The 21,068-nt window shown below is 53.8% G+C and carries 15 protein-coding genes and 1 pseudogene; 7 read left to right on the forward strand and 9 right to left on the reverse strand.

Annotation, left to right across the window (positions count from 1 at the left end):
* The first annotated feature begins 10 nt into the window (after window positions 1-10).
* Complete coding sequence (locus tag BARVI_RS04560) at window positions 11-511, forward strand: hypothetical protein (RefSeq protein ID WP_025278092.1); 501 nt, start codon at window positions 11-13, stop codon at window positions 509-511.
* Window positions 512-529: 18 nt separating this feature from the next.
* On the forward strand, window positions 530-2,854 hold the full coding sequence (locus tag BARVI_RS04565; RefSeq protein ID WP_025278093.1) for a hypothetical protein: 2,325 nt from the start codon (window positions 530-532) through the stop codon (window positions 2,852-2,854).
* Between the two features lie 68 nt (window positions 2,855-2,922).
* Here BARVI_RS04565 and BARVI_RS04570 read toward each other — a convergent pair whose 3' ends face one another.
* Entirely contained in the window at window positions 2,923-3,780 is an 858-nt protein-coding gene (locus tag BARVI_RS04570) for an enoyl-ACP reductase FabI (RefSeq protein WP_025278094.1), read from the reverse strand.
* Window positions 3,781-4,102: 322 nt separating this feature from the next.
* Between BARVI_RS04570 and BARVI_RS04575 the strand changes: the two genes are divergently transcribed.
* Window positions 4,103-5,062 carry an ROK family protein gene (locus tag BARVI_RS04575; protein WP_394330828.1) on the forward strand — a complete coding sequence of 320 codons (960 nt, stop codon included), beginning with the start codon at window positions 4,103-4,105 and terminating at the stop codon, window positions 5,060-5,062.
* Window positions 5,063-5,151: 89 nt separating this feature from the next.
* Here BARVI_RS04575 and gltA read toward each other — a convergent pair whose 3' ends face one another.
* The 5 genes and pseudogenes from gltA to BARVI_RS04600 all read right to left on the reverse strand — a co-directional run bounded on the left by gltA (window position 5,152) and on the right by BARVI_RS04600 (window position 13,081).
* A complete protein-coding gene (gltA, locus tag BARVI_RS13505; RefSeq protein ID WP_025278096.1) occupies window positions 5,152-6,633 on the reverse strand; it encodes an NADPH-dependent glutamate synthase in 1,482 nt (493 codons plus the stop codon).
* Window positions 6,634-6,683: 50 nt separating this feature from the next.
* Window positions 6,684-7,449, reverse strand: a pseudogene (locus BARVI_RS13510) (sulfide/dihydroorotate dehydrogenase-like FAD/NAD-binding protein); the annotation flags it as partial.
* A 376-nt stretch (window positions 7,450-7,825) separates the two neighbouring features.
* A complete protein-coding gene (locus BARVI_RS04590) occupies window positions 7,826-9,007 on the reverse strand; it encodes a DUF6359 domain-containing protein (RefSeq protein ID WP_157232537.1) in 1,182 nt (393 codons plus the stop codon).
* 36 nt (window positions 9,008-9,043) lie between these two features.
* On the reverse strand, window positions 9,044-10,066 hold the full coding sequence (locus tag BARVI_RS04595; RefSeq protein ID WP_025278099.1) for a DUF5689 domain-containing protein: 1,023 nt from the start codon (window positions 10,064-10,066) through the stop codon (window positions 9,044-9,046).
* 24 nt (window positions 10,067-10,090) lie between these two features.
* On the reverse strand, window positions 10,091-13,081 hold the full coding sequence (locus BARVI_RS04600; protein WP_232214010.1) for a carboxypeptidase-like regulatory domain-containing protein: 2,991 nt from the start codon (window positions 13,079-13,081) through the stop codon (window positions 10,091-10,093).
* A 534-nt stretch (window positions 13,082-13,615) separates the two neighbouring features.
* On the opposite strand from BARVI_RS04600, the gene BARVI_RS04605 reads away from it, so the two are divergent.
* Together BARVI_RS04605 and BARVI_RS04610 are read left to right on the forward strand one after the other, a co-directional pair.
* Entirely contained in the window at window positions 13,616-14,677 is a 1,062-nt protein-coding gene (locus BARVI_RS04605; protein ID WP_025278101.1) for an endonuclease/exonuclease/phosphatase family protein, read from the forward strand.
* Window positions 14,678-14,845: 168 nt separating this feature from the next.
* Entirely contained in the window at window positions 14,846-15,760 is a 915-nt protein-coding gene (locus BARVI_RS04610) for a bile acid:sodium symporter family protein (protein WP_025278102.1), read from the forward strand.
* Window positions 15,761-15,791: 31 nt separating this feature from the next.
* On the opposite strand, the gene rmuC is transcribed toward BARVI_RS04610, so the two are convergent.
* Together rmuC and BARVI_RS04620 are read right to left on the reverse strand one after the other, a co-directional pair.
* Window positions 15,792-17,147 carry a DNA recombination protein RmuC gene (rmuC, locus tag BARVI_RS04615; protein ID WP_232214011.1) on the reverse strand — a complete coding sequence of 452 codons (1,356 nt, stop codon included), beginning with the start codon at window positions 17,145-17,147 and terminating at the stop codon, window positions 15,792-15,794.
* A gap of 49 nt (window positions 17,148-17,196) precedes the next feature.
* Entirely contained in the window at window positions 17,197-18,087 is an 891-nt protein-coding gene (locus BARVI_RS04620; protein ID WP_025278104.1) for an SGNH/GDSL hydrolase family protein, read from the reverse strand.
* Between the two features lie 161 nt (window positions 18,088-18,248).
* On the opposite strand from BARVI_RS04620, the gene BARVI_RS04625 reads away from it, so the two are divergent.
* Window positions 18,249-18,719 (forward strand): DUF695 domain-containing protein, encoded by a 471-nt coding sequence (locus BARVI_RS04625; protein WP_025278105.1) that lies wholly within the window; start codon window positions 18,249-18,251, stop codon window positions 18,717-18,719.
* 24 nt (window positions 18,720-18,743) lie between these two features.
* Window positions 18,744-19,775 carry a leucine-rich repeat domain-containing protein gene (locus BARVI_RS04630; RefSeq protein ID WP_025278106.1) on the forward strand — a complete coding sequence of 344 codons (1,032 nt, stop codon included), beginning with the start codon at window positions 18,744-18,746 and terminating at the stop codon, window positions 19,773-19,775.
* 3 nt (window positions 19,776-19,778) lie between these two features.
* On the opposite strand, the gene BARVI_RS04635 is transcribed toward BARVI_RS04630, so the two are convergent.
* Window positions 19,779-20,972 carry a glycosyltransferase gene (locus BARVI_RS04635; RefSeq protein ID WP_038534533.1) on the reverse strand — a complete coding sequence of 398 codons (1,194 nt, stop codon included), beginning with the start codon at window positions 20,970-20,972 and terminating at the stop codon, window positions 19,779-19,781.
* Between the last annotated feature and the right edge of the window lie 96 nt (window positions 20,973-21,068).

Here is a 21,068-nt window from a genome sequence, read left to right on the forward strand (position 1 = left end):
TCACTTTACAATGGCACATCACACCGCAGCAACCGGGGATTCGTCCCCCACCTCGTCGCAGCAACTGACAGACTATCTGAACGAGGGATACAGCTTCTTGAAAGCCTGTCAACTATATCGCAACAAACTCAGAAGGGACCGGGGAGAGGATTCCGATACGGTTCAGGCACACCAGCACATCGAAGCCTTGAAAGAGCTGCTGCACCTGTTGCAGCAACCCGACGACGGCATCGATGCCAGCCTCGTCGAAGTGTGGCTCCCCAAATCCTACACCGAGAAGGAGCGACGGTATCGCAACTACCTCCTGTGGCATGCCTTCTCCACCGAGCGCGACCGTCGGGAACATGCCTGCCCGGCTCTCAGCGAGAGAGCTCTGTTGAGAGCCCTCCACGCCGGGCGCAATGAGTTTGAATGCAAACATCATCTGTTCAACCTCTTGGTATCGGCAGGATTTCCCAAAAAGCAGGCATGCCTGCTGGCCAAATACTTAGGTAATCGAATTTCAAACTAATCTCTATCCATCGACATCATGAACAATTTGAAAACATACGCCTCAAACGGAGGGAACGGTATATATGGCTGGGACCTCGTCAACCCCTACCTGCAAGAGCTATACCGGCAACAAGAGAACGACGATGACGCACCGGAGACTCCGCCCTACATCGCCCCCCTGCCGGGTGAGAAAACACCGCCAATGCCTTTCGAAGGAACACCCGAAAGGGAGACTCCTATCCCGCTGAAACCCGATTATCCGGTCAATCCCGGACCGGAACAGCCGGCCGAAGATCCCCGCAAGCTGCATTCCTTGACCGAGGGGTTGAACCTGGCCGGCAAACGAATCTGGAACGACTTGAAATATGCCCGGGGATACATACAGGACAAATTCTCCGACGACGAGATGGACGAAGCGGCTCAAAGCGCACTGGAAAATCTGCCCTCGTATGAAAGCAGTTCCGAGACTCAGCTGCAACAAAAGGCCGACTCTCTCGAAAACGAGATCGAACGCCAACCGGGCCAGCAACCGCGTATTGAATTGAAAGGGCTCGAAGAATACCGCCGTCTGAGAGACGAGGATATTCCCCGCAACGAGATTGCCCGGCAACTCGCCGAGACGGCCCGTTGGGGCAACGACGGCCGACGCATCATGGAAGAGGCCCGGGCTACCGACAAAGCCTTCCCCGAAACCGAGGGGTGGGCCTCCGTAGGCGAGTTTGCCGCCGATATTGCCCGCATGGGAATACCCGTTGCCATAGGAGCCATGTCGGCCCCGGCCGGTATAGCGGCCGGAGGCCTCAGCGTGGGGTCGGCCGCCACCGAGAGTTTCTCACAAGCCCAGATGGAGCTCGACAATTTTGAAGAGGAAACCGGGCAAAAGTTGTCCACCGGCCAGCGGGCGGCCTATACCGCCCTGAGCGTGGGCGCCGACTTCCTTTTCGATGCCCTATTACAGAGCCGGTTCTTCAAAAACCTGGGAGCCGGAGCCAAGGCCCGGGCCTCGAACTACTTCAAAAAAACGATTCTCAACAACAAATCGACCCGAGCCGAAATGGACAAACTGATGAAGAATCTGAAAAAGACCGACCGCAAAGGGGTCTTGACCGGTGCCTTCAACGACGCGGCGGTAAGCGGAGCCGCCGGGGGTCTCAGCTCGGCAACCCACGACATAGCCCAGGCCATATATGTCAACCCCGACGAGTATCCTACCCTCAGTTCGGTCCTGCTCAACGCCTCGGTCGACATGGTCACCGGCGGAATCGCCGGCGGATTGGCCGGCGGCATAAGCCGATCGGCCAATCTGAGGAAGAAGAATATCCGGCGAAAGAATCAGGACAAGATAGCAGTCATCAACTTCGATGGAGAAATCTTGGAGGTAATCGACTACGACCCCAGGAACCAGACCGCTACCGTGATACTGCCTTTCCAGAGGGAACCCATCGAGATCCCCGACATCGAGCCCGACATGATTCATTCGGTGTCGGTAAACGATTACAATCAGAATCGGCAACTGACCAAAGAGTTGAACGAGCCCGACCTGTTTGCTCCGGTTGTTCCCGACGCCGACAAGGACCAGGCGTGGGCTCAAATGTCATCGCGAGGAAAATACCTCATGGCCAAAGACCTGGCCGAACGAATGGGTATCGACAATGTGCTGATTTACGAACGCGAGTCGGACCTCCCGCCCAGACTCCTGGCTCAAAAAAAGGGCGAGGGAACAATCCGGGGATTCCAAACGTCATACGGCCCGATAGGTATCGTACTCGAAAACGAGCCCTCCTACGAAAGCCTGCAACACACCTTGCTGCACGAAGCCGTAGGCCACCGGGGATTCGATGCACTCTTCCGGATACCCGAGCTCAAAAACGAGTTCTTCCTGAATGTCTACAAATCCATGCCGAAAGAGTTCAAGACTCCGAGGGCATCATGGTTTGAACAGCAACTCGAAGCCCAGGAGTATTTGGCCTACATGGCCGGACAGGGAGTACGCTCCTCGGCCTGGGACATGATTGCAGGAGAACTGCGAGGCATGCTCCGAATGTTCTACCCGGGGTTGCGCTTCTCCAATGCCGAACTGCGCCAACTCATCGTGCGCTCGCGCAACGCATTGAAGCGCGACGACTCTTTACTCGAAATGAGACAGAAACTGATGAACCGGGAAAGTCTGTCGCCTGAGAGATCCGGTACCCCCATGACCGAAGCCGAAGAAGAGACCTACCGCCTTTTGTGGGAAAACGACCCGCAATGGCGTCGATACAAACGGTTCTACGACGAGGTGTACGGCCCCGACGAGGGTTCCCTCCCCCCCGACTCGCCTACCCCTCCCGCGAACGGTTCCGGCAACGACAACCCTGAATAGAAAATTGGCCCCGCCAGACCTTGATGTCTGACGGGGCCAATCGTTATCTAAACCAAATTTACCATACTTTATCCATAACAAATCTCGCCCTTCTCGTTGCGATACTCGTCGAAGCTCTTGTTATACTGGGTCATGGCCCGCAGGCTCATGCCCATACTCGAGAACCCACCATCGTGATACAGGTTCTGCATGGTCACCTTGCGAGTCAGGTCCGAGAACATCACGATGCAGTAATCGGCACACTCGTCGGCATTGGCATTACCCAGGGGCGACATGCGGTTGGCAAAGTCCATGAGCGACTCCATGCCCTTGACACCGCTACCGGCAGTCGTCATCGTGGGCGATTGCGAAATCGTGTTGATGCGCACATTCTTCTCGCGGCCGTAGATATAACCGAAGCTACGGGCTATCGACTCCAACAAAGCCTTGGCATCGGCCATATCGTTATAGCCGAAGAGCGTGCGCTGAGCAGCCACATACGACAGGGCCAGAATCGAACCATACTCGTTAATGGCGTCCATCTTCTTGGCCACCTGAATCATCTTGTGAAACGAAATGGCCGAGATGTCCAGGGTCTTGGAAAGCATATCGTAGTCCAAGTCGTCGTAGGGACGTTTCTTCCGCACGTTGGGCGACATGCCTATCGAGTGCAGTACAAAATCGATTTTACCTCCCAATACCTCCATCGAGCGGGCAAAAACCTTTTCAAGATCCTCCACGCTGGTTGCGTCGGCCGGAATGATTTCGGCGTTCAACTTTTCACCCAAAGCCGTGATTTCGCCCATACGCACAGCCATAGGCGTGTTCGAGAGCGTAATCACAGCCCCCTCTTCCACAGCTCTTTCGGCCACTTTCCAGGCGATGGACATTTCGTTCAAGGCTCCGAAGATAACGCCTCTTTTTCCTTTCAATAAATTATAACTCATATACTTTATTTTTAGGCTCATTCTTGCACAAACCGTGCAAATATGTGCCGTTTTGCGGCTGCAAAGATAGAGACTTTTTTCCAACCACAAAATAAAACCACCCAATTTTGTTAAATGGAGTTTGCAATTTGCCCCTGTTCCCGCATCGCCCTGCTCCATATTTCAATCGAAAAGATTCATCGACCGGCAATCCCGGCCTATCCCCGAATACATTTTATTTCCTATGTATTTTTCGCCTAAAAAAAACCGTCCGTATCAGAAATTTATCATTATATTTGTGTCGTGAAATCAACCAATTAATAATTTTTATATACACAAAACCATGAGTAAACCATATGTTGTAGGTATCGATATAGGCGGTACCAATACAGTATTCGGAATTGTCGATGCCCGCGGTTCTATCCTGGCCACAGGCTCTATCAAAACTCAAAAATATACCGAAATCAACGACTATGTCAATGCCCTCTACGAAGAGCTGACGCGTCTTTTGACTCAGGAGAACGTGCTCGACCAGATTGCCGGCATCGGTATTGGTGCCCCCAACGGCAACTATTTCACCGGCAACATCGAGTTTGCACCCAACCTGCCCTGGAAGGGGGTAATTCCTCTGGCTCAGATGATTCGGGAAAAATTCAATATCCCCGTAACCATCACCAACGACGCCAACGCCGCCGCCATCGGCGAGATGACCTACGGCGCCGCCCGCGGTGTGAAGGACTTTATCATGATTACCCTGGGAACCGGCGTAGGTAGCGGTATCGTCATCAACGGTCAGATGGTCTACGGCCACGACGGATTTGCCGGCGAGCTGGGCCACGTGATCGTGCGCCGCGGCAACGGACGTCTGTGCGGTTGCGGCCGCACCGGCTGCCTCGAAGCCTATGCTTCGGCTACGGGTGTTGCCCGCACGGCCCGCGAATTTCTCGAAATCCGCAACGACGAATCTTCGTTGAGACAGCTGCCCATTCAGGACATCACCTCGAAAGATGTGTACGACGCCGCCGTATCGGGCGACAAACTCTCGCAAGAGATTTTCGACTACACCGGTACGATTCTGGGCGAAGCCTTCGCCGACTTCGTAGCCTTCTCGAGCCCCCGCATGATTGTCCTCTTCGGCGGTCTGGCCAAATCGGGCGAACTCATCATGCGTCCTATCCGCGAAGCCATGGAGCGCAACCTGCTCCCCATCTACAAGGGCAAGGTGAAAATCGTGCTTTCGGAACTAAAAGAGAGCGACGCTGCCGTATTGGGCGCCAGCGCTCTGGGTTGGGAAGCCAACTAAAACCGAGACATTCCCGAACAGATAAAGCAAACGGGGAGGCTTTCTTTTGAAAGCCTCCCCGTTTCTTATTATACCATAAGGTCGCACACTCATGCGCTCCGTTGTTGTTTCTGCAAAGCCTCGTGCATGGCCGCGGCAGCACGCCGGCCGTCGCCCATGGCCAGAATCACGGTGGCACCGCCCCGCACAATATCGCCCCCGGCATAAATATCGGGCAGCGCCGACTGCAACGTATCGGCATTCACCACGATTGTCCCCTTCGGCGTCACTTCAAGCCCTTCGATAGCATTCGGTACCAACGGGTTGGGGGAAACACCCACACTCACGATTACCTCGTCGACATCGATTGTCTCGATAGCACCGGGAATGGGCACGGGCGAACGGCGTCCCGACGCATCGGGCTCGCCCAGCTCCATCTTCTGGAGCTTCATCTGACGCACCCTCCCCCGCTCGTCGCCGATATACTCGATGGGATTATGCAGCGTAAGGAACTCCACCCCCTCCTGCTTGGCATGATGCACCTCCTCCTGACGGGCCGGCATCTCGGCCTCGGAGCGACGATAGACAATCATCGCCCGGTCGGCACCCAGCCGTCGGGCCGTGCGCACCGAATCCATCGCCGTGTTGCCACCACCGATCACAGCCACCCGGTGACCCTTGTACACCGGCGTGTCGCTCTCGGGATTGGCGGCATCCATCAGGTTCACCCGCGTGAGGTATTCGTTGCTCGACATCACCCCGTTGAGGTTCTCGCCGGGGATATTCATGAAGCGAGGTAGTCCGGCACCACTGGCCACCATGATGCCCTTGAAACCCATCTCGTGCAGGTCGTCATACGAGAGCGTCTTGCCCACGATGCAGTCGGTCATGAACTCTACCCCCATGCGGCGGAGGCTGTCAATCTCGACATCGACAATGCGGTTGGGCAGACGGAACTCGGGGATACCGTATTTCAACACCCCGCCAATCTCGTGCAGCGCCTCGAACACCGTGACCCGATAGCCCAGCTTGGCCATATCGCCGGCAAACGAGAGTCCACACGGACCCGAACCCACCACGGCAATCTTGATACCGTTGTCGGGCTTCATGTCGGGCAGAGCCACCTCGCCCGACGCCTGCTCGTAATCGGCGGCAAAGCGTTCGAGGTAACCGATGGCGATAGGCTCCTTCTTCAACTTTTGCAGGTAGAAGCATTTCGATTCGCACTGGCGCTCCTGCGGGCACACACGGCCGCACACGGCCGGCAGGGCACTCGTCTCTTTGAGCGTGCGGGCGGCCTCCCGAAAGTCGCCCCGCTCGATATTCTTGATAAATTTCGGGATATTGATACCCACCGGACAACCCGTCATACACAACGGCTCCACACAGTCGAGGCAACGGGTAGCCTCCAAAACCGCCTGTTCGGGGGTGAGACCGCAGTTCACCTCCTCGCGGTTGGTCACCCGGTAGGCCGGGTCGAGTTCCTTCATCTTCACCCGAGGGATATCGGTACGTTCCTTGGCTTTCTTGCTTTTGCGGAGCTCCTCCCTCCACTGTTCGGCACGTTGTGCCGCTAACTCTTCCTTATTCATAGTCTTAACAACACTCCTCTCCTTTTATTCCACATCTTTATACGACGACAACCGCATGAGCATCTCGTCGAAATCGACCTGATGGGCATCGAACTCCGGCCCGTCGATACAGACGAAACGGGTCTTCCCCCCCACCGTAATCCGGCAGGCACCGCACATGCCGGTACCGTCGACCATAATCGTGTTGAGTGAGGCCACCGTGGGGATATGGTATTTCTCGGTCAGCAGCGCAACAAATTTCATCATCACGGCCGGCCCGATGGTCACACACAGGTCCACCTTCTCGCGCTTGATCACCTCCTCGACACCCTGAGTCACCAGCCCCTTGTGGCCATACGACCCGTCATCGGTCATCACAATCACCTCGTCGGAGTATTTGCGCATCTGCTCTTCGAGGATAATCAGCTCCTTCGTACGTGCCGCCAGCACCGTAATCACCCGGTTGCCGGCCGCCTTCATCGCCTCGACGATAGGCAACAGCGGGGCGCACCCCACACCGCCGCCACAGCACACCACGGTGCCGAAGTGCTCGATATGGGTAGCCTTACCCAACGGCCCCACCACATCGGTAATGTAATCGCCGGGATTGAGGGCACACAACTTGGCCGACGACTTGCCCACCGCCTGCACCACCAGTGTGATGGTACCGGCCTGGGTATCGGCCTCGGCTATCGTAAGGGGTATGCGCTCGCCCTTCTCGCCCACCCGCACAATCACAAAGTGACCTGCCTTACGGGCCCGGGCAATGAGAGGAGCCTCTACCACCAGTTTCACCACTTTTTCCGAAAAGTGTTCTTTCGCTACAATCTTATTCATGATATATTTATACTCTTTTCCTATTCAAAGATAGCACAAACCTCCGGGCAAAACAAGCACCCCGGCCGTCACAGTCAAACAAATTTTATCTTTCCTCGCTAAAAGATAACAATTTTTAATCCAATACACCGTTTTTACGTAATTTTTATCTATCCCCTCTACCCGGTCGTCGGGGAGACCGGGCCGTCACCCCTCCGCAAACAGTATCCGGCAAGACCGGCAGGAAACACCCTAAAAGGGAATATTCTCTACCAGCAACCCTACCCTCCCGGCCCCCGCATCGAGTATAGGTGGAAGACACGCCAGCTCTGGGATAAAACAAAAAAAGAGAGCCGCAAATCTGCGGCTCTCTCTTTACAGTATGTTTTGCGAAAGATTATTCTCCTACCTTGTAAGCTGAAAGTTTAGTCACAGCAGGAAGAGAATAGTGTTTCCATCTCGATCCTTGTGCATAAATCACCATTCCAATTCTATCGGGATTTCCTGCTAATTGAGCTTGATTTCTCAAATCCCTAGCAACATCGTTATCGTTCAATCTTATCAAGATGCATTTCGTACCATCAGTTTCATTGGGATCATCGGCGATAAACACTTGGCTAGTACCAGTAAATTCAGCAGCTCCGGCCCATTCGATATCACCGGCAGCTTGAGCCTCGGCAAACGATGCGAAGGAAGTATCTGAAGGCTTGTTCTTAATGCAACCTACAATATAGCCCTTTACCGAAATAATTTCATTTTCAGCAGCTGCCAGAGCATCAGCTACACTCATTGCTTTCGACCAATCTACATCGGGCGTAGGCTCGGGCGTATCGCCACCGCTCTCGCCCAAATAGTGTTCCACTTGTGCGCGACCGAAAGCGAAGTCGTCGATGCAATAGGTAGTAGCAGAAGTTCCGCCTTCTCCCTGATAACGGAAACCGATGTAAACAACGTCGCCTTTGCCTTCGAGGCTGATGTCACCCGAAGCCACCCAACCTTTGTATTTCTCTTTGGCATTATCCACCAAAGGGCTATTCTCTGGATTGGCAATCTTAACATCCAATTTTTCTTTGCTCGACGCCGTCGATTTAGGTTCGTTCAGTACATATACCTCGAGCGAAGCCGTCTCGGCCCAAAAAGCATATTCACTGTAGAACGAGAATACCTTGTTGGCAGCATCTTTCACATTCAAGGCAGGCGAAATCATCCACAAGTCATAGCTCTTGCCGGCGTTCTCGTTACTACTGTCATAAGATGTAACTTTAATGTATTTCTCGGTAATACCCGTCTGGTCACTTGTAAATTTAGCACTTTGCCAAGAGCGGTCGTCGCCAATAGGCGAAACAATCTCGTGCGTCCAACCCGGGCAGAGGTCATTAATTGGAATATAGTTGTCATTGATGTTGTTGAACTGATAGATGGTATCAGTAATCACAACCGACGGAGTGGTCGTACCTCCACCACCATTTCCGCCATCCATACCAGGGAGAACATCATCGTCACTGTTCGAGCAAGCGGAGAATCCGGCAACCGTCATGGCTGCCATAAAAATCCATGCAAATTTTCTCATTTTTTTCATATTTAAATTATTTGAGGTTAATATGTTTTTAGGCTGTTATTCGGGAAACTCAAAACCTTCGAGGTCGGCAAAGGGATTGTCGAGCGAGCGAATGGTCAACTGCCACGAACCGGGGTATGCAGCGTTGTCCCTGAACCAACCCACGATAGCGGTAATGTCGCCGCGATTGTCCGACCCGAACACGGGGAGACGGTGGTCGGCAAAGCGAGCATATTCACTGGTCGAGATGCTCACGCTGGTCGTGTTGCCGCTATCATCGGCAATCTCGCGCGAACGGGGGAAGCCGATGTTATACTTCTTGTTGTTGTCGTAGGTAGCCGGAGCAAAGGTGGGGTTCTGCCCATATTTGGCCAAAGCGGTTGCTACCCCCTGCCCGTCGGTGGGGAAGGGTACTACCACGTCGTTCAGTTTTTCACCGTCGGAGTCGTAGCCGGTAAAATAGGCATTCTTAATCTTGACAATCTTGAAATAGCCATACTTGTCCAACTCGGTAATCTGTTTCAAGGTCATCTCCTCGACCACGATTTTCGAGGGGTCGGGGTTACCGATTTTCTGGATATGCTTCATGGCCAGCGTGTAGGGAATACGACCCGGCTCTTCACGTATCTTATTGTCGTTGCGGTATCCGCGCACACCCAGTTGGGGAGCCTCGGCGTAGCGACCCAACACCAGGCCGTTGCAACGAATGGCAACTACCTGACCGATGGGGAGCATACCCGACAGACTGCCGGCGTCGACCGACACTTTCAGGCAGGTGTGGTCGTCTTCGAGACTTTGAATGACAAAGTACTTGTACACGTTACCGGCCCGGTCGTCGGTGATGATGCGGCCCCGCACCACAATGTCTTCTTCGGCATCGATGGTGTCGATGGTGAAGAGCCCCTCTTTCGTATCGAAATTCTCGATAAGTTCTTTGATGGTCACCGTCTGAGCCCAAGCCTCGGCGCTACCCTCGGGAACGGTGGCAATCTCCTCGGGAACGGCATCGAACTCTTTTTCACACGCCGTAAACATCGTCAAGGCGAGCAATACGGCTCCGATATATTTCAGTTGTTTCATATCTGTATCTCTTGAATTGTTTGATTAAAATTTGAAACCAATGTTGAGGAACATGTTGAAGCCCCAGGCATAATAGTATTTGTTGGGGAACTTGTCGACCGACTGAATATCCTTGGTCACGCTCTTGTTGTCGCGGCTTACACGACCCTGTTGGTAACCGCCGGTAATCATGCCGGTGTTGTTGAGGATATTGTTCAGACTCAGGTTGATGTTGAGCTGTTGCTTGCGGTTGTTGAGGTAGATGAGTTTACCCACCGAAGCGTCGAGCATGAACCCGCCTTTGAGTTTCTCTTGCGAACCGATCATCTCCTTCTGGTTGTAGAGTTTCACGATGTCCGAACCGTTACCCCCCGATACGTTTTGCAGCAGTACCGGTTTGCCCGTGTTCTCATCGAATCCCCATACCATCGAGGTCTGGCCGTTCTTGTCGACACCGATAATGCGGTAGCCGTTGTAGTATTGTTCAAGACCCACCTCGTTGGGATAGCGACCGCCATACATGTTCATGTGGGTGAAACGCGAGGGAGAGAAATCGAGGTAGTTGTTGTCGAAATAGGAAAGAGTCACATCGGCAAACCACATCTTGGGGTGGAAATAGTCGATGGTGATGCTGGCAGCCAGTTGCGGGCCGTTGCTCACATGCAGACCCTCGGTGTATACCCGCTCGGTATAGTCGGTCGAGGGGGCACGGCCGTCGACAATCACAGGCAACTGCTCGGTGAAGAGGTTCATGCCGTTCTCGGCACTCATCGTACCCCAGCAGTTGTTAATGTACTTGTAGCTGGCGTAGGTACCGGCAGCCGACACGGTGAAGCTGTTGTTGAGTTTCACGCTCACACCGGCCTCGACACCCATGTGACGCTTGTTCACGCCCGAGAGGGTGTGGTTTACATAGGTACGGAACTCGTCGTGGTAGTAACCCGAACTCTCCACACCGTCGCGGAACTCGGTATAGAAGGCCGTTACCCGACCTTTTACCACCGAGGTGTTCAGTTGGTAGGTAAGGTCACCCGAGAAGACCTTCTCCGATTTCAGACCTCTAATCTGAGTATCCTTCACACGGGGAGCTACATAGGAGTAACCGGCCAACGGGGCACGAGACTCGGCCAGAGCATTGAACGACAAGCGGTTGTGACCGTCAATCTTGTACACGATACCGGCCTTGATACTGGGATCGACAAAGTAGAGCTGTTTGCCGAAGCCTTTCGACTGAGCACCGATAACCTCGGCACGACCGTTGCGCATCAAACCTTCGCGTTGGAACGAGGTGTAGGACAACCGGGCGGCATAGTAGATGTCGAACAGCGGCAGTTTCCAGTCGTTCTGGGCAAAGGCCGAAGCCTTGATCACATGCATGTTGTAGTTGTAACCGAATACATCGCCCTTGCGCACGGCCCGGTTGGGGTTGTCGACATCGTTTTGTATGATGGTGAGGTTGTCGGTAAAATCGCGCTCGGCAAACTGGTCGATGTCGATCCACTGGTTACCGCCCAGCAGGTCGTCGACCGTCTTGTAGTGCATGCCCTTGGCATACTTGGCCTCGATACCGGCCGTCAATTTCAGTTGGCTGTTCAGCTGGTTGGTATAGAGGAAGTTCAAGGGAATCTCCATCAGGTCGTTGTGACGACGCTCCAAAATATATTTGGCGCTACCGTTGGGGTTCACCACGTTGTTCGTATAGTTGGCGCTGTACATGGCGTCCCAGTTGATCTGGGTAATATCGGGGTCACCGGCCCGCCACAAGTCGGCCAACTGGTTGGCCAGGTCCTTGTTCACCTGACCGTAGTAGGCGTTATAGACATCGTCGGGACCGTTTACACCCAACTGATAGTATTGCCAGCTGGGCAGGTTGCGGTAGTAGTCGGGACGAGGGTCGGGCGCATTGTAGAACGAGATGGCCGAGTTGCTGTACATGCTGTAATGGAAGCCTACGCCGGCAGCCAGGTTGCTGCGGTCGTCGATTTTCCAGTCCCAGTTGAAGATGGCGGTGGGGTCGTAGCTGTGTACGATACGCGAGTTGCGTTTCTCGCCGTTCTGATAGCCCCAGTAGGGGTTGTAGTAGATACCGCGGTAGTCATACACCTCTTGCGATACGGCAGCCGACTGTGCCCGTTTGGTGGGAGCACCGAAGGTGGTGAATGCAAAGCGGTGGTTGTCGAGCACCTTCTCGGCAGCGAGGAAGTAACCGAACGAGTTGTAGAAGGTTCCTTCGGTGCGACCCTCGTCGGCCCAGCGGTAAACAACCGACCCGGTGAAGGCCCAGCCGTTGTCCATGATACCGGTCGAGTGAATGGCCTGACCGCGCAACTTGTAGGCCCGGTTGGTATAAGCGGCATTCACATTGGTACCGGCGGCATAGCTGGTAGCGCGGGTATTGATGTTGGTGGTTCCACCCAGCGAACCAAAGGCGTAACCCGGCATTTCCAGTCCGTTCACGGCATCTTTGTTGCGCATGGCGTTGTTCAAGCCACCGAGGCTCGAATAGTTGAACCGGCCACGTTCCGAATCGTTGAAATTAAGCCCGTTGATATAGGTCGACGACTCCCGTTGCTCATAACCACGCACGTTGAAGCGCATGGGGCTGTACGAGTAACTGGCGGCTTGCAGATAGATGTCATCGGCAGCCCCCGACAGATACGAGGCCGATTGCGATGAAGAGCTGCCCTCCTCGTCGAACATCGCCTCGTCGAGTTCAAAGATATTGTCTTCGAGAGCCTGCTCGTTGAGCGACTCGTCGACCCGTTTCTCGTTAAGCGACAGATTCAGGGTATTCGTTCCCTTCAACACATCATAGTCGAGTGTATGAACCTTGTAATCGGCAGCCGTATAGACAACCGACACGGCCCCCTCACGCACGTTTTTCAATTCAAATTTACCATCGAGATCTGTAACGGCCGACGCTTTTCCTATCGTCACCTTTACATTCGCAACAGGTCTGTTTGTTTCATAGTCAACAACAACGCCTCTCACTATCGCCGCCTGAACCAGAGCCGGTATCCAGAGAAGCAGTGCCATCAATAACCATAGTTTACGATTCATTACATCAAAAGGTTTAATTATATACTGTGTTTCACTTTCAAGCCCTGTTTCCACCCATAAAATTGAAAGAGGGAAAGGAATTTGCAAATTAAAAGATTATTTTTCATTCAGCAAATATCTACGGGAGGAATATTGTGTTACAAACATGTTAAATTGTAATCCCTTTTCGCCCCTCGGATAGAACAAATTGCAAGCAAAAAGTCCAATATCCTAAATTTCAACCGCTTAAATCTGACACTCTGTCAAATACGCCAGTCTCCTCTATTCCATCTATTCAACTATAATCGAGACACCCGACTTCTGATTTCATTTTTAAATCGAAATATCGTAATCAGCTCACTATCAACACTACAAAAGGATATTCACCGAGAATCACGCCTTCACCACCGCTCCTTCATGCACATTTGTAGCAGAGATTTATTCCCAAAAATTTCGTCGATTTCCCAAATTAAACTATCTTGCAGCCCATTAATCGAATTGAATATTCAAAAACAAAATTCCACACAAGCTATGAAAAAAATAGGACTGTTGCTACTGGCCGTATTCCTGCTCGGCTCTACCGTTTCGCAGGCGCAAACCCAAAAGAAACACTATGCCATATACGCCGTAGCCTTCTACAACCTCGAAAACCTGTTCGACACCATCAACGACCCGAGTACCAACGACGAGGAGTTTACCCCCTCGGGCTCCTATCGTTGGGGCGGGCTCAAATACCGCAACAAGCTCAACAACCTGGCCTATGCCATCAGCAACTTTGCCACCGACAATACCAGCCCTTTCAAACTGAAAAACGGCCCGGCCGTGATCGGCGTGTCGGAGGTGGAGAACCGTCAGGTGCTGGAAGACCTCATCAAAACGGGGAAACTGGCCCAACGCAACTACGGCATCGTGCACTACAACTCGCCCGACGCCCGGGGTATCGACGTGGGTCTCATCTATGACAAGGACCAGTTCACGGTCGAGTCGAGCAGCAGTGCCCGGCTCCACAGCGAAGAGTTTCCCACGCTGCGCACCCGCGACCAGCTGGTCGTATCGGGTCGTCTGGCCGGCGAGCGCGTACACTTCATCGTAAACCACTGGCCTTCGCGACTGGGTGGGGAGAAGCAATCGAGCCCCAAACGCGAAGCTGCCGCCGCCTTGACCAAACACCTGGCCGACTCGCTGCTGGCTGCCGACCCCGACTCGAAGGTCATCATCATGGGCGACCTCAACGACGACCCCAACAACAACAGTTGCAAAGTGGTGCTGGGGGCCAAGAAGAAACAACAGGAAGTTCAACCCGGCGGATTCTTCAACACCATGTGGGAGATGTACGACCGGGGTATCGGCACCCTGGCCTACAACGGTGCCTGGAACCTCTTCGACCAGATTATCATTTCGGCCAACCTCGTGGGCAAAGACCGCTCGACCTTGAAATATGTGCGCTCCGAGGTATTCAATCGCGACTTCCTCAAACAGAAAGAGGGCAAATACAAAGGCTACCCGCTGCGCACCCACGCCGCCGGTGCCTATCTGAACGGTTACAGCGACCACTTCCCCACCCTCATCTACCTGGCCAAGGAGGTACAATAAACCAAACCAACAGAATCAACCATTCGCCCCATAAACACAAAGAGCCGCAGCGTCGCTGCGGCTCTTCTTGTATGCATACCTCGCCCATTAAACTCTTTTCAAACAAAAACATTGCGTTTGTCGTTCATTTGGCATTACTTTGCAACGATTTTCAAACAGGTATTGCACATGACACAAAAAGCAAAAACCTACATGCTGCCCACAGCCATGATTGCCGGGAGTGTGGCAGGCTATTTCTTTCCCCAACCTACAGCTCACTGGGCTACGGTGCTGGCACCCATTCTCATCTTTGCCATGCTGCTGGTTACCTACTGCAAAATCTCCATCAAGGAACTCAATATCCGACCGCTGCATATCGGGCTACTTGCCATTCAGATTGTGGGTGGACTCGTGGTATTCGGTGCCCTCTACTTTTGGGACCCCATCATTGCCGAGGGGACCTTCATCTGCCTCTTCTGCCCCACGGCAACCGCCGCACCCGTCATCACGGGCATGCTGGGTGGCAGTGTCTCCACGCTGGTATCGTACAGCCTCATGAGCAACATGGCCGTGGCCCTGCTCTCGCCCGTCATCTTCTCGTTCATGGGAATACACGCCGAAATCTCGTTTATCGACTCGTTCCTGATTATTTGCAGCAAAGTGCTGCCGCTGCTTATCCTGCCGCTGGTGGTCGCCCTCCTCTTACAAAAGTTCTTCCCCCGCATACACCACACGTTGAAAAACCGGCAAGCCCTCTCGTTCTACATGTGGGCCGTGTCGCTCTTCCTCGTGGTAGGCAAGGCGGTCACCTTTATTATCGAACAGGGGTGGGAATCGGTGCCCTTCGAGATTGCCATCGCACTGCTTTCGCTTGTAGCTTGCGTCGGTCAGTTCTACCTGGGCCGTAAAATCGGTGGAAGATATGGCGACAAGATTTCGGGTGCCCAAGGCCTGGGACAGAAAAACACCGTGCTGGCCATCTGGATGGCGCTCACCTATCTGGCTCCCATCACCTCGATAGGCCCGGCCTCGTACATCATCTGGCAAAACAGCATCAACAGCTACCAGCTCTACCTGAAAGAGAAGCGCGACCGGCATCTGTAACGGTGCGTACCGTCCCAACCGAGCAACCGGTTCAACCGGCCGACTCGTTGTCGGCCGTCGTCGTCGGCAGATTCTTCTTGGCTTTCACCCCCATGCCTTTGAGTTTCTCGACCCGGCCTATCAGGTTGCCCGTACCGGTTTTCAGCTTCTTCATCGCTTCGCCATAGGTGGTATTGGCCGTTCCCAAGGCCTTCCCGATCTTCTCCATATCGTCCACGAAGCCGGCAAACTTGTCGTAGAGTTTGCCTCCCTCCTCGGCAATATCGATGGCATTCCGGGTCTGCTTGTCGCGCTGCCACAAGTCGGCCACCAGTTTCAGGGCCGCAATCAGGTTGGTCGGGCTCAACAGCAGTACCTTCCGGTCATAGGCATACTGCCACAAGGCGTGGTCGGCCTGCATGGCGGCCAGATAGGCCGCCTCGTTGGGCACGAACATCATCACATGGTCGCCCTTGCCCACATAGTCCTGGTAGCTCTTGCCCGCCAGTTCGTCAATATGCTTCTTGACCGAAGCCAAATGCTGCTTCAAGGCTGCGGCCGCCTCCTCGGGCGTCTCGGCATTCACATAGTTGACATAAGCCGTAAGCGACACCTTCGAGTCGATGACCATCTGGTGGTTCTCGCCTCCGGGATAACGGATAATCACATCGGGACGCATCTTATGCCCGTCGGCACTCTGTATCGTGCGCCCCTCCTCGTCGCGCAAGGTCTCCTGAATGAAGTACTCGCGATCCTTTTCCAGCCCCGACTTTTCGAGGATACTCTCCAATATCATCTCGCCCCAGTCGCCCTGAATCTTCGAGTCGCCCCGCAAGGCCTGGGTCAACTGCTTGGCCTCCACGCCTATCGTCTCGCTCCGCTCGACCAGCTCCTTGATCTGCTCTTTCAGCGAGAACCGCTCACGGGCCTCGCTGTTGTAGGTCTCCTCCACAGTCTTCTTGAATCCTTCAAGACGCTCTTTCAGCGGATTCAGCACCTCGGCCAGCCGCTCCCGGTTCATCTCCGAGAAGCTCTTCGACTTCTCCTGCAAAATCTCGTTGGCCAGTACCTTGAACTCGTTGTTCATCTCCTGGCGCACCCGCTGCACCTCCTGCTTCTGCACCTCCATATTCTCGGCAAGCACCTGGTTGCGGGCCTGCAAGTCGCCCTTCTCGCGATTGAGCTTTTCCCGCTCACGGGTCGAGAAGTCGAGTTGCGCCTGCACCTCGGCCAGCCGCGAGGTGCAACTGTTCACCTGCGCCTCCAACACGCCGTTGCGCACCTTCAAGTCGGCCACCTCGCGCTCGCGTTCGACCAACGTCTGTTGCCACGCCTTGCGGCGCGAATCATACACGAAAAAAAATACCACGGCGGCTACACACAACGCCACCAGTATACCTATCCACATTCCTGTCATAATCGTCACTATGCTATTATGCTATATTTTCAAATCACATTCACTCCCAGGTGATATTCACCATCTCAAAAAAATGCCGGGCAATCTGGGCAAACCCACTGTTCCCGGGGTGCGATGCCACATGCCAATCGGTTGTTATCGTTTCATATCCCTGCCACGTCAGGGTCTTCGCTCCGGGATTATCGTCATAACTCGTCGCCCGCACCGCCGCGGTATAGATCTTCCCCTCCACCGCAAAGTCTATTTGCAGCCGGCCGTCGGGTAACACGGTATAACGGGTATACTTCAACGCTTGAGAGGTCGGTGCCGTCCGGGTGACAACCGTTGCTATCGAGCTCTCGTTCTCCGTTTCATGAATATCGTTTATCGCAATCAGATTCACAGTATACTGCTTGCACGCATTTTTAATCGATTTCGTAACATTGCTCGACACATACCAGCCATAAAGCCACACAACATGAGCATTCGGTGAGGCCTCCCTGATGGTCGCAATCAACTCCTTGGCCCCCTGTTCAAAGGCCGACCGCCTCTTCGAGGTATTCACGTTATCGCCAATCTGTATCACAACCAGATCCAGGTCGGCACTCAGCTGCGGTCGCAAGGTATTTTCCAGCCAGTTCAGTTGCTGATCGTGATTCTCGCAGCCTTCAAACGCTATCCCCGACAGCTTCACATCGGTATATGCCGGATTGGCCGCCAGAAACCGCGCTTGTATAAGGGCATGATAATCGTGCAGCGAGTCGGTGGCATTCATGCCGAAGGTCCCGTTACCCAGCAACAGGGAGTTCCCGATAAACAAAGCCTTGTCGGGGACCTCGATCACTCCGTAATCGAAAATCAGATCGGTCAGATCCTCTCCAAAAATCTTGTCGCACGAAACAGTCATCATCGACAAGACAATCAAACAGAAATAACAGGCCAGGCGTTTCATATCAAATCCTTATCTACGTACAAAGATAAACAAAGCTATGTGAGAGTCAAACAGAAAACAACAATATTCCCGCCCCCGCCAGTCTACAAACCGACGATAAATTTCCTCGTTTTCACTTTTATCGTTACATTTGTCCAAGAAACACACAAAATTCCAGCCGCATGAAATTAGGAGACGCATGGTTCTCGGCTGTCGCCGAAGCCGAAGAGAACGACCACATGATTATCGTTTCGGGACGTACCGAAATCGAACCCTTCATTCAATCGGGCAAGTTCAAGGAGCGGGTCGAAATCACCTGGAAATACGAACCCGACAGCAAAGGCATGCCCCACGAAGCGACCGCCGAACTCATGGAAGAAACCCAAACTGCTCTAAAACGGGCCATGGAGAAGGACAAGCTGGCCATCTTCACCGGCATCTACACGGGCGACGGCGAACGCACCTGGGTATTCTACACCCGCAATGTACCGGCATTCGGCCGCATGCTCAACGAGGCTCTTGCCCCGTTCGAGACCCTGCCTCTCTCCATCTACACCGAGAAGGACCCCGAGTGGAACGAATACCGAGAGATGTGCGAACTGCAAGGGCAAGAGGCCGACGACGAAACAGACGACGAGACGCCCGAAGAATAAACCACCCAATCCAACCCCGGCTCCATGCTGCACCACCCGCTTTCCCGTTGCATCATCGCCGTCGCAGCCTTGCTGCTTCTGGCGGTAACGGCCTGCTCGCGCCAAGAGGAGGAACCAGGCAACGACTTGCCGGTATCGGTTACCGAGCCGGGAACACTCGACGAGATCATCACCCCCGACCGCCGTCCCTTCATCACCGAACTCACCATCGCAGGGTCTCTCGATCGTACCGACATCGCCTACATCGGGCAAATGCCCGAGTTACGCTACCTCGATTTAAGTGCCGTGTCGCTACCCGACAATTTTCTACCCGAGAATGCCTTTGCCAACCACGAGGCGCTCGAAGAGGTTCTGCTCCCCTCGACGCTCGACTCCATCGGCTCCTCGGCATTCCGGTGGTGCGAAGAGCTGCAAACAGTACAATTGCCCCGTCACCTCATTGTCATCGGCTCCTATGCTTTTGCCGGGTGCAAAAATCTGCACGACATCGACCCGCCCGCTTCGCTGCTACGCATCGACAAACAGGCCTTTTCGGGTTGCATCAGCCTGCACGAAATAACACTCCCTTCGGGTCTCTCCCGCATAGCCGACGGCACCTTCTCGCAATGCCGCTCGCTGGCTTCAATCGCAATACCTTCGACCGTAAGGTCCATCGGATACCAGGCGTTTGCCGGGTGTGACCGGTTGCAGGCCATACACATACCCTCGACCGTAAAAAAGGTGGGGATCAGTGCCTTTCAAGACTGCATCGAACTGACCGAAATCGACTGGCCCACCTCCTTGACCGAAATCGACTACTACACCTTTGCAGGCTGCAAAAGCCTCACGACCATCACCCTGCACAGCCAACTGACGGCCATCGCCGACCATGCCTTCGACGGCTGCAAAAGTCTGACCGAGATTCACAGCAAAAACAGCACACCTCCGCAAATCGAGGCCGAGACCTTCCGCAACGTCAACCACTTGGCCTGCCGGGTGTTCGTCCCCTCGGAACGTGCGCAAAAGAGTTACAGGGCCGCCTCCTATTGGAGCGACTTTCTCATTTATGTAGAGTGAATTTTACGATTGCCGTTCGAGTTGATTCAGCAAGGCAATCCACTCCTTGCCGACCACCTCGGGCGAATAGGATTTCGATTTCTCGATTACCTGCCGTTGCATCTGCTTGCGCCGCGCGTCATCGTTCATCAACGACAGGAGCTCCCGGGCATAGGCCTCCAAATCAAAAGGTTCTACCACCACGCCGTTGACGCCACTGGGCGAGAGTATCGACTTGACGCCGTCGGAACAACCGAATGCAATGGGCACCACCCCGTTGGCCTGCGCCTCGGTCAAGACCAGTCCCCACCCCTCGAACGAAGAGGTCATGCACAGAATCGAAGCCATATCGTAGTAGCATTTGGGGTGATTACTGAACCCGGCAAACTCGACATTATCCAGTTCCAACCGGCGGGCCTGCGCCTCCAAGTTTTTCTTTTCGACTCCTTCACCTACGATAATCAACCGCCACCCGGCGGTCTGCCCCTTCAAGAGATGCCACACATCGAGCAGCCGGTCGACCCGCTTATCGGCATATGACAGCCGCCCTACAAACAACACGACACGCTGCTTGTCGAGTACGAGGTCGCGCACCGGCTTCTCCGAGTTGCTGATGGCAAACAACTTGTGTGCATCTTTCAGATGCAACTTCTCCCGAATCAACTCCGAGTAACCCTCGCAAAGCGTGACATAGGCATCGACCTCGTCGTAGAGTTTCTTATAAGCCCGGTAAAACCGCTTGTAATAGGTCTTGAAGGTATAGACCTTGTGAATGTCTATCAGATAATATTGTAATGCCTTCGACAACGACACTTTGACATTCCCCTTTTTCCGGGCAATCTTGTCCCGAATTTCCCAAAAAGGCATACCGTGGTTGCAGTAGACGACTTTCAGCATCTCGTTAAGAGCCCTTATCTCGGGAATCGACTCCAAGACATAGGCTTGGATAATGAGCACCTCGATATTCAGTTCCCGGGCCTTCTCGGCAATAAACCGGGCATTGGCACGGCTGTTGGAGTCGGAAGAATCAGGCAGGACAAGAGCCTCGACACGATTGTTAAACGACGAGTCGACCGGCAGTTTCTCGGCATGATACTCCCGGGTAAACAAGAAAATGGTATATCCCCTGGTCAACAGATACTCACACAGGTCCAGTGTGACACGCTCGGCGCCACCCAACGGGAAACGTTCATGAAAAAAGGCAATGCGGGTATTCATATTCGGGGGACAAAAATAGCCCAAAAAGTTCAAGTAACGGCAACTCTGTCACCAAATTTTAGTCTACACCCTCAATTATTTGCCGGGGCAATTCAT

It is taken from the genome of Barnesiella viscericola DSM 18177 (genome assembly GCF_000512915.1).
GTDB classification, from domain to species: Bacteria; Bacteroidota; Bacteroidia; order Bacteroidales; family Barnesiellaceae; genus Barnesiella; species Barnesiella viscericola.

Excerpts from the sequence above, each read along its gene's own strand:
- BARVI_RS04635 (WP_038534533.1), bottom strand. The coding sequence starts at position 20,972 with ATGAATACCCGCATTGCCTTTTTTCATGAACGTTTCCCGTTGGGTGGC.
- BARVI_RS04625 (WP_025278105.1), top strand. The coding sequence starts at position 18,249 with ATGAAATTAGGAGACGCATGGTTCTCGGCTGTCGCCGAAGCCGAAGAG.
- BARVI_RS04605 (WP_025278101.1), top strand. The coding sequence starts at position 13,616 with ATGAAAAAAATAGGACTGTTGCTACTGGCCGTATTCCTGCTCGGCTCT.
- gltA (WP_025278096.1), bottom strand. The coding sequence starts at position 6,633 with ATGAATAAGGAAGAGTTAGCGGCACAACGTGCCGAACAGTGGAGGGAG.
- BARVI_RS04600 (WP_232214010.1), bottom strand. The coding sequence starts at position 13,081 with ATGGCACTGCTTCTCTGGATACCGGCTCTGGTTCAGGCGGCGATAGTG.
- BARVI_RS04570 (WP_025278094.1), bottom strand. The coding sequence starts at position 3,780 with ATGAGTTATAATTTATTGAAAGGAAAAAGAGGCGTTATCTTCGGAGCC.
- BARVI_RS04610 (WP_025278102.1), top strand. The coding sequence starts at position 14,846 with ATGACACAAAAAGCAAAAACCTACATGCTGCCCACAGCCATGATTGCC.
- BARVI_RS04560 (WP_025278092.1), top strand. The coding sequence starts at position 11 with ATGGCACATCACACCGCAGCAACCGGGGATTCGTCCCCCACCTCGTCG.
- BARVI_RS04590 (WP_157232537.1), bottom strand. The coding sequence starts at position 9,007 with ATGAAAAAAATGAGAAAATTTGCATGGATTTTTATGGCAGCCATGACG.
- BARVI_RS04565 (WP_025278093.1), top strand. The coding sequence starts at position 530 with ATGAACAATTTGAAAACATACGCCTCAAACGGAGGGAACGGTATATAT.
- BARVI_RS04630 (WP_025278106.1), top strand. The coding sequence starts at position 18,744 with ATGCTGCACCACCCGCTTTCCCGTTGCATCATCGCCGTCGCAGCCTTG.
- rmuC (WP_232214011.1), bottom strand. The coding sequence starts at position 17,147 with ATGTGGATAGGTATACTGGTGGCGTTGTGTGTAGCCGCCGTGGTATTT.
- BARVI_RS04620 (WP_025278104.1), bottom strand. The coding sequence starts at position 18,087 with ATGAAACGCCTGGCCTGTTATTTCTGTTTGATTGTCTTGTCGATGATG.
- BARVI_RS04595 (WP_025278099.1), bottom strand. The coding sequence starts at position 10,066 with ATGAAACAACTGAAATATATCGGAGCCGTATTGCTCGCCTTGACGATG.
- BARVI_RS04575 (WP_394330828.1), top strand. The coding sequence starts at position 4,103 with ATGAGTAAACCATATGTTGTAGGTATCGATATAGGCGGTACCAATACA.